Origin of the sequence: Priestia koreensis, assembly GCF_022646885.1 — a bacterium.
Classification (GTDB): domain Bacteria; phylum Bacillota; class Bacilli; order Bacillales; family Bacillaceae_H; genus Bacillus_AG; species Bacillus_AG koreensis_A.
In genome coordinates, this window is sequence record NZ_CP061868.1 from 1914579 (window position 1) to 1930529 (window position 15951).

The 15951-nt window shown below is 44.9% G+C and carries 2 protein-coding genes; both read left to right on the forward strand.

The genetic code is table 11. The annotated features are described in order from the left end of the window. Window positions 1-35 precede the first annotated feature (35 nt). Window positions 36-875: a MurR/RpiR family transcriptional regulator gene (locus IE339_RS09560; RefSeq protein ID WP_242175601.1), complete on the forward strand. Its 840-nt coding sequence runs from the start codon at window positions 36-38 to the stop codon at window positions 873-875. A gap of 180 nt (window positions 876-1055) precedes the next feature. Then, window positions 1056-15722 carry a DUF7507 domain-containing protein gene (locus IE339_RS09565; protein ID WP_242175602.1) on the forward strand — a complete coding sequence of 4889 codons (14667 nt, stop codon included), beginning with the start codon at window positions 1056-1058 and terminating at the stop codon, window positions 15720-15722. The last annotated feature ends 229 nt before the right edge of the window (window positions 15723-15951 follow it).

Consider the following 15951-nt stretch of genomic DNA (forward strand, 5'->3'; position numbering starts at 1 on the left):
TATACATTGCAATCTTTTTTTAGAAAGGACCTCCCATGAGAAAAATTATTCGTAATCAATTTGATCATTACTCAGCATCGGAACAGCTCATTGCTCGTTATATTTTGGATCATCCGGATCAAGTGGTGGAAATGACAACTAAGCAGCTAGCGGAGGCTAGTCAGTCAAGTGAAGCAGCGGTTATTCGTTTTTGCAAGCGAACAGGAATTAATAGTTTTACCGATTTTAAAATCGAGTTAACGAAGGATTTGTCTGCAAATCCGATTAGCGAACAATGGGATTCACCGTTGAATCATGAGGACAACCTAGGGGATATTGTGAACAAAGTTTTTGTAAAAACAAATCAAGCACTGCAAAACACACAAAAGCTTTTATCATTAGAAGAAATTGAACGTGCTGTAGCCCTTCTTTTAAAAGCACCCCGTATTTACATATATGGGGCAGGGGGATCTTTTATCGTAGCAAATGATTTGGCACAAAAACTCCTGCGAATTAACCTACCTGTTTTTCAAGCGGCAGATATTCACCTACAGATGACGATGGCCGCTAACATGACAAAAGAAGACGTTCTTATTGTGATTTCAACGTCGGGAAAAACAAAGGAAATATTAGATTTGCTAACCGTTGCTTCTGAAAAAGGAACGTCGTCCATTCTGCTTACACAAAATGGACGCTCACCTGCGAGAAGGGTCGCAGATGTCGTATTAACTATTTCAGAAGAAGAGCACAACATCCGCATGGCAACCATGACGGCCCGTATTGCACAACTTGCCGTAATTGACACATTATTTATTTACCTTTGCATGAAAAAAGGTCCTGAAATATATGAACGAATCATTGATACACATCAAGTCGCACAGCGGCTTAAGCGATAAATACAAATGAATGTATGAGCACTTGCGACTATTTTAGCAAGTGCTTTTTTGTTTGTTACATAGGCGTTTTTCATATAAATTAGGGCAAACGCACAGGCAGATAAAAGTGAGCTTAATATTCTAAGAAAGAGATATTTTCTAAAAATAGCTCGGACACTATTCGAAAGGAGTGCTATTTGCTTGGCGTTTATTAATCGATATTCTGCAACGTTAAATGGAGCCCTTACATTTACAGGGAATACCCTAGGACTCAGTAAATTAAATAATCAGAATCAACCAGGTACAGCTCATTCCATTGGTGCTTTTTCAACGCTTAATACGTCGTCACAGGTTGGAACGTTTCCAGCTGGCACAACGCTGAACTGGCAGCAAAACGAATCGCAGGCCATTTTAAATTTACCAGCTGGTAGCACAGTCAGATACGCAGAGTTAATTTGGGGAGGATGTTACGTTACGTCCAACACGAACGTAACAAGCTTCATCAACAATCCAGTCACGCTTGTTACGCCTGTAGGAAGCGTAGCCGTAAGTCCGGATGCCGCTACCTCAAACAACCTTACCCCCTTTTATGTGCGCTCGGCCAATGTGACAAGTATTATTCAAGCTGCAGGTGCGGGTACTTACAGCACGCGCGCAGTACCTGCTACTGTTGATCCTCTTGACAATACGCTTAATTCAGCAGGGTGGACGCTTGCTGTTGTTTATGAAAATCCGTCCCAAAACGTTCGGAATTTAAACCTATTTGTTGGTGCGAACCAAATTTCCTCTGACGGTACGGCCTTAAATGTTCCTGTCAGTGGATTTTTAACACCCGCTGCAGGACCTGTTTCCGGAAGAGTAGCCGTTAGCGCATTAGAGGGAGATGCGGTACTAGTAGGGGATCAATTATTATTTGGACCGACAACAAGTACTCTTGGAAATTTATCTGGACCCAATAATCCATTAAATAACTTTTTCTGCTCGCAAATTAACAATGACAGTGGAAATTTAGATACGACAGGAACATTCGGAACAAGAAATGCAAATGCGTTTACGGCAACAAACATTTCAGCCGGACGACAAGGTTGGGACATCACAAATGTAGATGCCTCCGCGCGTTTGATAAACGGTCAGACGTCAGCGGTTGTGAGGATTACGACAAATGGAGATGCGTATGTTTTTCATACGCTGGGTATCCAAATTGATACGCAATCAGCGAATATTGTCTCGACTAAAACTGTCAATCGAACAAATGCAACTATTGGGGATATTTTAACTTACAACGTGACGCTAACAAATAACGGCCAAAATAACGCAACGAACGTCGTCTTTACCGATCAAATTCCTTCAGGCACCACGTTTGTTCCCGGTTCGCTTCTTGTTGATGGTGTGCCAAACGCCGGTAATGTGTCTACAGGCATTTCGTTAGGAAATGTTCCGTTTTGTCCTGCTACAGGCTGTACCCGAACGGTGCAATTTCAAGTGCAGATTACCGGGCAACCTGGCACAAATCCAATTCCAAATACATCTAGCACAACGTACCAATACGAGCCTGTTCCTGGAACGATTGTTAACCGAACGTCCACTAGTAACACGGTTACGACTCAATTTGAAACACCACGTCTGAACGCGACGAAATCAGTGGATCAGGCCTTTGCAGAGGTAGGAGATCAGTTAACCTACACGGTGGTACTGAATAATACTGGTACACTTCCACTTACAAATGTTGTATTCACTGACTTAGATCCTGCAGGTACTACGTTTGTACCAGGAAGCGTGACAATTAATGGGACACCGAATGCCGGAAATCCAAATACGGGCATTTCGCTCTCAACCCTCAATGTCGGAGCAATAACGACAATTGTATACCGAGTAGCAGTCACATCGGTTCCGCTTGTTAACCCTACAGTCAATACGGCTACGATTACGTATCAATATACGGTGCCAGGAAGTCCGACAACCTCTGGATCTGTCACAACGAACGGCGCACAAACAACGATTCAACAAGTGAATGTGAGTGCTGTGAAATCAGCTAATGATACAGTCATTGCGCTTGATAACACGGTCACTTATACGGTTCAAGTGACAAATAACAGTACCGTACCGTTAACGAATGCCATTTTTACAGATTCACTGCAAGGTGGAACAAGCGCATTCGTTCCCAATAGTTTAATTGTCAACGGTATGCCTATGAGCGGGGATCCAACGACTGGTGTTAATATCGGAACAATTGCAGCAGGTGCAACAACTACGGTCTCATTTTCTGTTTCATTTAGCGGTCTTCCAACACCAAATCCAGTACCAAACAGTGCCACGATCCAGTATCAGGTCGTAATTGATCCAAACCAGCCACCTGAAACTCGTTCTGTCACGACGAATCAAACACTTGTACGGGTAGAAGATCCAAGCTTAACGAGTACGAAAAGTGTGGATAAAGCTTTTGCAGAAGTAGGGAATACGTTAACATACACAATCAACACGACAAACAATGGAACGCTTCCATTAGCGAATATCGTTTTTATTGACGTTAGTCCTGCGGGCACATCTTTTATTCCAGGAACGCTATTAATTAATGGTGTACCAAGTACGCTCAATCCAAATACGCCTATCCCACTCCCGAATTTAAATGTAGGCGATGGCTTTACAATCCAATACCAGGTGCGGATTAATTCCAGACCAATAACCGGACAAATTACCAACACTGCCCTCACTAACTATACGTATCAACTGCAACCAGGTGGACCAGTTATTCAAGATTCCCAGCCGACAAACGCCATTACAACGACAATCGAAGTTGTTTCATTGGCGTTTACTAAATCGGCAAATTCGGATACAGAATTTGTGGGCGACACCATTACGTATACGTTCCAAATTACGAACAACGGAACGGTACCTGCGACAAACGTATTGTTTAGTGATGCCATTCAGGCAGGAACTTCCTTCACACCGAACAGCGTGATTATAAATGGAACGCCACAGCCAGGGCTTGATCCAACGGTCGGATTTTCACTAGGAACGATTGCGGTAGGAGCGACCGTCACTCTATCATTTGACGTAGTAGTTGATGAAATACCAGCCATCAACCCCGTATCGAACCGAGGCGCTATTAACTATAACGTACTCATCGACCCAGCGCAGCCACCGAGTAATCGCAATCAATTAAGTAACGAAACACTTGTCACGATCGAAAGCGCGGTGTTAGACAGTGAAAAATCAGTTAGTAGCGCTTATGCGTTAGTAGGAGATATTCTAACGTATACGATTGTACTACGTAACACAGGAACGCTAGACTTAACGAACTTACTCTTTACAGATACAGATCCTCCGAACACGCGATTCGTTCCAGGTTCTGTAACAGTAAACGGCATTCCAAACGCGGGAAATCCAAACATCGGTATCCCTCTTGGAACATTAGCAGAAGGATTAAGTGTCACCATTCAATATCAGGTTGACGTTATTTCTACTCCTACACTAGATGTTCCTCCTAGAACTGAAGTCATTATCAACACATCGTTTACAACATTTCGATATATCCCAGACCCAGGTGACCCAGAAGTTGAAGGCTCATCAACTTCTAACCCAGTTAGCACTCTAATAGAGAGGCTCAATACCACTCTAACGAAGACCACTAGTAACACAGTTGCAGAAGTAGGCGATATCATCACCTATACGCTGGTGGTTCGAAATCAAGGAGCGCTTCCGCTGAATAATTTTGTTCTTCAAGATACGTTAGCAGCAGGCACTTCATTTGTGCCAAACAGCTTAGTAGTAAACGGGATATCTGTCGCAGGTGATCCAACGGTAGGGGTAAACATCGGCACAATCGCCGTTGACATCCCAAAAACAGTAAGATTTGCGGTGTCCATCGATTCATTTCCGACTACTAATCCGATTCCAAACCAGGCAACAGGATCTTATGAGGTGACGGTTGACCCAAATCAACCACCACGTCCACAAACCGTAACCAGTAATCAAATATTAGTCACCATCGCTAATGCCTTACTTTCAATGAATAAAACAGTAGACCTAGCGTTTGCAGAAATAGGTGATACGCTTACCTACACGATTGTCTTAACAAACACAGGGAACGTTGCGTTAACTAACATTCTCTTTACTGATTTGGATCCTCCGGGCACCACCTTTGTACCTGGTTCAGTCACGATTAACGGAACACCAAGTACAGGAAACCCAAACATAGGGTTTCCACTTAATAGTTTAAATCCAGGTGGTAGCACAACCGTTCAGTACCAAGTATCCGTAACATCCGCACCTGTTAGCAACCCAACCTTAAACGTAGCAAATGCTTCGTTTGAATATGTACTAAATCCTAGTGATCCACCGCTTCAAGGGAACGCCGTGTCTAATCCAGCGGCAACGACAATACGCTCTGTAAACCCATCAATTGTTAAATCAGCTGATAAAACAGTTGCAACGGTTGGAAGTATTGTGACGTATACGATTCCAATTGTAAATAATGGAAACACGACACTGACAAACCTTATTTTTACTGACCAAGTGCGTCCAGGTACAACATATATCCCAGGATCACTTACGTTAAACGGAGGAGCAATCTCAGGAGATCCAAACGTAGGTATTAGTCTAAATGACTTACTTCCTGGAGAGCAATATACGATTGTATTTCAAGTTTCTGTAGACAGCATTCCAACGATTAATCCGATCCCAAATGAAGCAACCATTAACTATCAAGTAACGATTGATCCGAATCAGCCACCAGAATCAAGAAGTACAACAAGTAATACAACCCTTGTAAGAGCAGAACGAATACAAGTCACAAGTGTCAAAGACGTAGATCTTGACGCAGCTCAAATCGGCGATACGCTTACCTATACGATCACACTCACAAATAGCAGCACGCTTCCAATTGAAAATGTCACAACGATTGATGTTGATCCACTTGGCACGACCTTTGTTCCTGGTTCAGTGACGGTAAATGGAACACCAACCGCAGAAAACCCGAACACCGGCATTACGATTTTGTCATTAGCCGCCGGAGCTAGCGCCGTCATTCAGTATCAAGTGACGATTACGTCTGCACCACTAGGAAATGTAATTGTAAACACCGCGCTCACCAATTATGAGTACACGTTACAAGCAGGAAACCCGCCAATTATCGGAACGGCTCTGTCCAACTCCGTATTCACTGCGTTAGAAACTGTTGATACAGTGGTTATTAAATCCGCAGATAAACTCACCGCAATTGTAGGGGATATCATTACCTATACTCTTCAGATTCGAAACATTGGAACAGTAGATGACAATAATGTAGTACTAACAGATTTAATTCAAAACGGCACGACGTTCGTACCAGGAAGCGTGACGATTAATGGCGTGCCAACAGCAGGGAACCCAAACACGGGCATTACCGTTGGGACCGTTCCTGAGGGCACCACTACCACTGTCACATTCCAGGTCACAGCAGATTTCATACCGCCTATTAACCCTGTAACCAATCAAGCTACGATTGTCTATGACGTCATCGTTGATCCGCAGCAGCCGCCTGTTCAAGAAACGGCTGTTAGTAACATTACTAGCGTCACCATTCAGCAAGCCGCATTAACAAGCACAAAAACCGCAACCCCAATCGTTGCTGAAGTTGGAGATACGATCACCTATACCGTAACGCTTGAAAATACGGGTAACATTGAGCTAAGTAACATCCTCTTTAGTGATCCAGATCCAAATGGAACGACGTTTATCCCCGGAAGTGTGACCATTAATGGTGCGCCTTCAAGTGGAAATCCGAATACAGGCATACCGCTTCAACCATTAAATCCAGGAAGTATCGTGGTTATTCAATATCAAGTAACCGTCACTAGTTTCCCTGTACAAAATCCAATTACAAATATCTCCGTTACAACCTATGAATATATTCCAGGAGCAGGTCAACCTGCTGTAAGAGGAACATCTACCTCAAACGAAGCACAGACGACGATTCAACAAGTTGATGCTACGCTGACAAAGTCAGCCAACGTCACGTTTGCTACGATTGGAGATACGGTTACGTACACCATTCAACTAGCTAACAACGGCACAATTCCGCTTTTAAATGCGATTTTAACAGATGCGATTCAAGCAGAAACGGCCTATGTACCAGGTACACTTACGGTAAACGGTGTCCCAAATGCAAGTAATCCAAACACAGGAATTTCACTTGGAACCATTGAAGTTGGTGGAACAAGAACTATTGTATTTAACGTTATCGTCAATGCGATTCCACTTAGTAACCAAATAACGAACCAAAGTACGTTAAACTATGAGATTGTGCTAGATCCAGGACAGCCACCAGTCCCACGGGAAACGACTAGTAATATAACAAACATTCTAGCTGGTACGACCAACCTTCTTAGTACGAAAACGGTCAACCGTACATTTGCCGAAATCGGTGACACGCTTGTGTATACGATTGTTTTACGAAATACAGGCACGCTTCCATTAACGAACATCGTCTTTACAGACATTGATCCTGCAGGCACCACATTCCTTCCGGGAAGCGTCACAGTTAACGGAACGCCATCTGGTGGAAATCCGAATACAGGCATCAGCTTAGCCGATCTTGCACCAGACGAGACGACTACCGTTCAATATAGCGTGAGCGTTACATCCATTCCGGTACCGAATCCAACAACTAACATTTCCGTTACAACCTATGAATACGTGCCAGGTCCAGGGCAACCGCCAATTACAGGGGCGTCTACTTCAAATCCTGTACAAACGACCATCGAACAAGTCGCGCTGACCTTCACAAAATCTGCCAATGTAGAAAATGCTTTAGTAGGCGATACGATTACGTATACGATTCAAATTACCAACACAGGAACCATTGCAGCATTAAATACGGTCTTAACGGATCTTATCCAAGCAGGCACAACGTTCGTACCAGGCAGCACCACCATTAACGGAGTACCGTCAGCAGCCAATCCGAATACCGGCATTCCGCTTAATACGATTGCAGCAGGAGCTACTGTTACCATTACGTTTGATGCTATTGTAAACTTTGTTCCAACAACGAACTCTGTACGAAATCAAGGGATTTTAAATTATGATGTCATTATTGATCCGACACAGCTTCCACAACCAAGATCACAAGCAACGAACGTTACGGTCGTTACACTTGCGTCGGTTAATTTAACGAGTACCAAAACGGTCAGTGAAGCCTACGCGCTTGTTGGCGATACGTTAACCTATACTGTTGTTTTAGCAAACAATGGAACCCTTATCTTAACAAACGTCGTGTTTACCGATCCAGACCCAACGGGAACGACCTTTGTACCAGGCAGCGTGACGATTAATGGAAGTCCTGATGCAGGAAATCCAAATAGTGGCGTTACATTGCCGTCCATCGTACCAGGAGGAACGGTTACCGTTGCCTACCAGGTAACTGTCACATCCGTACCAGCTGTCAATCCAACGACCAATATTGCGACGACCACATTCCAGTATGTACCAGCACAAGGACAGCCGCCTATTCAGGGAACGTCTACCTCAAACCCTGTTACGACGACGATTGAACGTGAAGCGTCTACCTTTACCAAATCAGCAAACGTCACCGTTATTGAAGTAGGTGGTCTTATCACTTACACGATTCAAGTTGCTAATAGCGGAACGGTACCGTTTTTAAACAGCGTATTAACAGACTTAATAGCACCAGGTACAACGTTTGTGCCGGGAAGCACAACCATTAACGGAGCGCCTTCTGCTGATGATCCGAATGCAGGCATTGCGCTTGGAACTATCGCCGGAGGAAGTACGACCACCATTACGTTCCAAGTAACCGCGGATTCTGTACCACAGGGCGGTGTTGTTCAAAACCAAGGAACGCTGAACTATAATGTGATCATTGATCCCACACAGCCACCACAGTCAAGAAGTCAGACAACAAACGTGACAACCGTAACGATTGAAAACGTCAATCTCTCCAGCGTCAAAACGGTGAGCGCGGCTTTTGCAGAAGTAGGCGACACGCTCACATATACGGTTGTTCTAACGAATACAAGTAACGTTACGTTATCAAATGTAATCTTCACAGATCCAGATCCAGCAGGTACAACGTTTGTTCCAGGTAGCGTGACGGTAAACGGCGCATCGAATATAGGGAATCCAAACACAGGAATTCCGTTAGCCCCAATCGCACCAGGTGGAACGGTGACGATTTCGTATGAAGTGAACGCAACCTCTGTTCCAGCTATTAATCCAACAACAAATGTAGCAACCACAACGTTCCAATACGTTCCTGGTCCAGGGCAACCACCGATTAATGAAACATCTTCGTCCAATCCTGTTATTACGACCATTTTAGAAGAGAGAATTGCGTTTACAAAAGTAGCAGATGTAGCAACGATCGAGGTAGGAGGCGTAATCACCTATACGATTCAAATTATAAACGGTGGAACGACTTCATTTTTAAATTCTGTCTTCACCGATCTTGTTCAAGCCGGAACGACGTTTGTACCGGGAAGCGTCACGATTAACGGAGCGCCTTCTGCTGACAACCCGACAGGCATTACGCTCGGAACGTTGGCACCAGGCAGCACAACGACGATTACCTTCCAAGTAACGGCTGATTCAGCACCACAGGGTGGCATTGTACAAAACCAAGGTGTCTTAAATTACGATGTTGTGATTGATCCAGCTCAGCCACCACAGCCAAGACAGCAAGCAACAAATATTACAAACGTTACGATTGAAAACGTCAACCTTTCCAGTGTAAAAACGGTGAGTGCGGCTTTTGCAGAAGTAGGCGACACGATTACGTATACCGTTGTTCTAACCAATACAAGCAACGTTACGTTATCAAATGTAGTCTTTGGTGATCCAGATCCAGCGGGGACAGCGTTTGTACCAGGAAGCGTCACGATCAATGGAACACCGTCAGCTGGGAATCCAAATACAGGTGTGTCTCTGCCACCACTCGCACCAGGTGGGGTGGTAACCGTTGCTTATCAGGTCACGGTCACTTCTGTTCCGACAGTTAATCCAACAACGAATATTGCCACAACGACGTTTGAATATATTCCGTCACCTGGTCAACCGCCAGTTATAGGGACTTCTTCCTCAAACCCTGTCACAACGACAATTAATGACGAACGTATTACGTTTACGAAATCGGCGGACGTGACAACGATTGGAGAAGGCGGGGTGATCACGTATACGCTGCAAGTCGCAAACAGCGGAACGGTAGCAAGCTTAAATACGGTGCTCACCGATCTTGTTCAAGCAGGAACGACGTTTGTTCCAGGAAGCGTCACGGTAAACGGCGCACCAAATGCTGGGGATCCAAACACAGGCATTACGCTCGGAACGCTTGCAGCAGGTAGCACTACAACTATCACGTTCCAAGTAACGGCAAATGCTGTTCCACCTGGAGGCGTCATTCAAAATCAAGGCATCCTGAATTATGACGTCATTATTGATCCAACACAGCCGCCACAGCCAAGACAGCAAGAAAGTAATCGAACCGATGTAACCGTCGAAAATATTAATCTATCCAGTGTAAAAACGGTGAATACAGCTTTTGCAGAAGTAGGCGACACGTTAATCTACACCGTCACGTTAACAAATACGAGCACATTCACCCTAAATAATATTGTGTTCACCGATTTAGATCCAGCGGGAACGACCTTTGTACCGGGAAGCGTGACCATAAACGGGACGCCTTCAGGGGGCAATCCAAATACAGGGATTCCGTTATCACCGCTTGCACCAGGGGGAGTGGCAACCGTTGCCTATCAAGTAAATGTTACATCTGTCCCTGCAAGTAATCCGACCATTAATATTGCTTCTACTTCCTTTGAATATGTACCAGGGCCAGGCCAGCCGCCGGTTCAAGAAATATCCTCTTCTAATCCGGTTACAACCACGATCGTTCAAGAGCAGCTTACATTTACGAAAACAGCAAACACTGCAACAATCGGAGTAGGCGGCGTCATTACGTACAGCGTCCAGGTCGTAAATGAAGGAACCGTTCCATTTTTAAATGCGGTTTTAACCGATATCATTGAAGCGGGAACAACATTTATTCCAAATAGCGTCACGATTAACGGCGCTCCGTCAACAGACAATCCGAATACAGGGATTACCCTGGGGACATTAGCACCAGGTAGTACAACAACGGTCGTTTTCCAAGTAACAGCAGATTCCGTTCCGCAAGGCGGGGTGATTCAAAATCAAGGCACGCTGAATTATAACGTTGTGATCGATCCGACACAGCCACCGCAGCCAAGAACGAGAGTAACAAACGTTACAAACGTCACCGTTGAGAATGTGACACTTTCTAGCGTCAAATCTGTGAGTGCCACGTATGCAGAGGTTGGCGATACGATCACGTATACCGTTGTATTAACAAATACAAGTAACGTAGTCGTATCAAACGTTATTTTCACGGACCCCGATCCAGTAGGAACGACGTTTGTTCCGGGAAGCGTCACGATCAACGGCACGCCTTCAGGGGGCAATCCAAACAACGGCATTTCATTGGCACCAATTTTACCAGACGGCGTTGTGACGATTTCGTATAAAGTGAACGTCACTTCGGTTCCAGCTATTAATCCAACAACGAACATTTCGATTACAACATTTCAGTATATCCCAGGACCAGGACAGCCGCCGATTCAAGGCACCTCTTCGTCCAATCCAGTTACAACCACAATCGTTCAAGATCAAGTGACGTTTACGAAAGCAACGAGCGCGACAACAATTGGTGAAGGCGGCACGATCACGTATACGCTACAGGTTATAAATAGCGGAACGGGATCACTATTGAATACGGTGTTAACGGATTTAATTCAAGCAGGTACAACGTTCGTTCCAGGAAGCGTGACGATCAATGGCACACCAAACGGCAGTAATCCGAACAATGGAATTCCGCTGGGAGCGCTTGCACCAGGTAGCACGACAACGATCACGTTCCAAGTAACGGCCAATTTTGTCACATCAGGAAGCGTCATTCAGAACCAAGGAACGTTGAATTATAATTTCATTGTCGATCCAACGCAGCCACCACAGCCAAGGGAACAGTCAAGCAACACAACGAGTGTAACAATTGAGAATGTGAACCTTTCAAGCGTTAAAACAGTTAATCAGGCGTTTGCAGAAGTAGGGGATACGCTCACTTATACCATTGTTCTGACGAATACGAGTACCTTTACTTTAACCAATGTCATTTTTACCGATGCCGATCCGGCTGGAACGACGTTTGTACCAGGAAGTGTGACGATTAATGGAACACCAAATGCAGGAAATCCGAACAACGGTATTCCACTAGCACCATTAGCACCTGGTGGGGTCGTAACCGTTGCCTATCAAGTAAACGTCACCTCCATTCCAGCTATTAATCCGACAACGAACGTTGCCACCACAACATTCCAGTACGTACCAGGACCAGGGCAACCACCAATTCAGGAAACATCCGCTTCCAATCCGGTTACGACGACAATTCTGCAAGAACAGTTTACGTTTACCAAAACAGCGAATCCAACGACAATTGGAGTAGGCGGCGTCATTACGTATACGCTGCAAGTGGTTAACAGCGGAACGGTCGCCTTTTTAAATACAGTCTTAACGGATCTCGTGCAAGCAGGTACGACGTTTATTCCAGGAAGCGTGACGATTAACGGAAATCCAGAAGAAAACAATCCGAATATAGGAATTCCGCTCGGAACGTTAGCGCCAGGAAGCACCACAACGGTCACCTTCCGAGTAACAGCGAATTCTGTTCCTTTTGGGGGAGTGGTGCAAAATCAGGGGACGCTGAATTACAACGTTATCATTGATCCAACGCAGCCGCCGCTACCAAGAGAACGAGAATCCAACGTGACGAGTGTGACGATTGAAGCAGCCATTCTTTCAAGTGAAAAAACAGTGAATGCCGCTTACGCTGAAGTAGGCGATACCCTCACCTATACGATTGCCTTAACAAATACAGCTTCTGTAACATTATCAAATGTTTTGTTTACCGATCCAGACCCAGCCGGAACGACGTTTGTTCCAGGAAGCGTGACGATTAACGGAACACCAAGTGCAGGTAATCCAAATACAGGTATTCCATTATCACCAATCCCACCAGATGAAACGACAACCATCAGCTATCAAGTGAGCGTCACGTCACTTCCAGCGGTGAATCCAACAACGAATATTGCTACAACAACGTTCCAGTATGTTCCGGGCCCAGGGCAACCACCAGTTCAAGGTACCTCTGTCTCGAATCCAGCTACAACAACAATTGAGCGAGAGCAAATCACGTTTACTAAATCCGCTAATGTCACAACGATTGGCGAGGGCGGTGTGATTACGTATACTCTGCAGGTAGCGAACAGTGGAACTGTTGCATCGTTGAATACAGTCCTAACGGATCTCGTGCAAGCAGGCACCACGTTTGTTCAGGGAAGCGTCACGGTCAACGGGACGCCGAATGCGAGTAATCCAAATACGGGCATTTCACTCGGAACGATTGCACCAGGAAGCACCACAACGGTGACGTTCCAAGTCACGGCAAATTCTGTACCACCTGGTGGCGTGATTCAAAATCAGGGGACGTTAAATTATAATGTTGTGATCGACCCAACGCAGCCACCACAGCCGAGAAGCGCACAATCAACCGTCACAAATGTTACCGTCGAAAATGTCAATCTTTCGAGCGTGAAGACGGTGAGTGCAACAGCTGCTGAAGTCGGCGATACGCTCACCTATACGGTAGTCTTAACAAACACGAGCACCTTCACATTAAACAACGTTAGTTTTAACGATCCAGATCCAGCGGGAACGACGTTTGTTCCGGGAAGTGTCACGATTAATGGTGCTCCGTCAGGCGGCAATCCAAATAGCGGTATCTTACTATCACCATTAGCACCAGGTGGATCTGCAACCATCGTGTACCGAGTCAACGTTACGTCTGTTCCAGCGGTGAATCCAACAACGAATATCGCAACGACAACGTTCCAATATGTGCCTGGCCCAGGTCAGCCGCCAATTCAAGAAACCTCTTCTTCAAATCCAGTCACAACAAACATTTTGACTGAACAGCTCACCTTTACGAAAGTAGCAAATGTTTCGACCGTTGGCGTAGGCGGGATCATCACGTACACGGTTCAAGTAGTTAATACAGGAACCGTCGCGTTCTTAAACACTGTCTTAACCGATGTCATCCAACCAGGTACGACGTTTGTACCAGGAAGTGTCACGATTAACAGCACACCGTCATCGGCTAATCCAAATACGGGTATTCCGCTTGCGACACTTGCACCGAATAGTACAACAACCGTTACGTTCCAGGCGATCGCGGGCGCCGTTCCACCAGGAGGGATTGTACAAAACCAAGCTACGCTAAACTATGATGTCGTGATTGATCCAACGCAGCCACCACAGCCGAGAAGTCGTCAAACGAATGTGACGAGTGTCACGATTGAAGATGTAGTCCTGTCGAGCGCAAAGTCAGTCAGTGATGCTTATATTGAGGTAGGCAGTACGTTAACCTACACCATCGTGTTAACAAATACGAGCGGAGTGACATTAAACAATGTGATTTTTAATGATCCAGACCCGACTGGAACGACATTTGTACCAGGAAGCGTGACAATTAACGGCGCACCGTCAGCCGGGAATCCGAACACAGGCGTTCCGCTGTCACCTATCCCACCATCTAGTACGGTGACGATCACCTATAAAGTAACGGTCACATCCTTACCGGCAACGAATCCAACGACTAACATTGCAACGACAACGTTTGAATATACACCAGGACCAGGGCAGCCACCTGTTGAAGGTACGTCAACTTCAAATCCTGTTAGTACGAATATTATTGAGAATCTCGATGCTTTTACGAAATCAGCTAACGTTTCAGCGGTAGCCGTAGGAGGCGTGATTACGTATACCCTCCAAGTTGTAAACGAAGGAAACGTTGACTTACTCAGTGCTGTATTAACAGACCTTGTTCAAACAGGAACGACGTTTGTGCCAGGAAGCGTCACGATTAACGGTGCGCCATCTTCTGCTAATCCAAATACGGGTATTACACTAGGAACTCTAGCACAAGGAAGTACGACTACGATCACTTTCCAAGCCACGGCCAATTCTGTTCCAGCAAGCGGTGTCGTAAACAATCAGGGTCGACTAAACTACAACATTATTATCGATCCAACGCAGCCCCCACAGCCAAGGGAAGCGACAAGTAACGTAACAAGCGTGACGATCCAGCAAGGAATTTTAACAGCTTCTAAAGCCGTAAGCAGTGGTCTTGCGACAATTGGAGAAAATCTCACGTATACAATTACGCTTACGAATACCGGAACCGCGCCAGTAACGACAATTGTCTTAACGGATGCTGCACCAAATGGTACGACGTTTGTACCGGGAAGTGTTATTGTAAACGGCACACCGACTCCAGGAAATCCAGCGTTAGGCCTTTCCGTCCCACCGATTAATCCAGGAGGCACAGCGACCGTGGCGTTCCAGGTAAACGTCGTCTCAGTTCCAGTACCAAATCCAACAGAAAACACAGCCACCATTCGTTATTTATTCGCACCGAATCCGCAGGAGCCACCAATTGAAGTCACTATAGAAACGAATGTAGCTGTTACGCTTATCCAGCCATATACGAGAGATCAAGTTATTAATCTCTTACTTGCGTCAATTGGAACAGAAGAGCTATCACTTGCCCACATTTTAAATGCAGAGGGAGAAAAAATCCAAGCAGCGGTTGCAGCTTACAACAATGGTCAAATCACGATCGCTGACCTGTTAACAACGAATAGTAGCGTAAACAATCTTTTAACGGATGTAGCAAATACAGAAATTGTCCTTCACAATAAACTAGCAAATGTTATTGATTTGATTAATCGATCCACAGGTAATTAAAGAAAACCGCGTTTAGTCTGCAGTAAAGGCTAAACGCGGTTTTTTGAATACAAATGATAACGTTACCATTTTTAAAAAGGGAAAATTCGTCAAAAAACACTATTGACTTATCAGAATAGTATGAATTAATATGTGTTATAAGATTTATTAGAGGACTCTAAAATAAATCTATTTATAAAACATAGTATTTTGATAAGAATAGTATTTTTTAGAATTCTAGAAAAGGAGG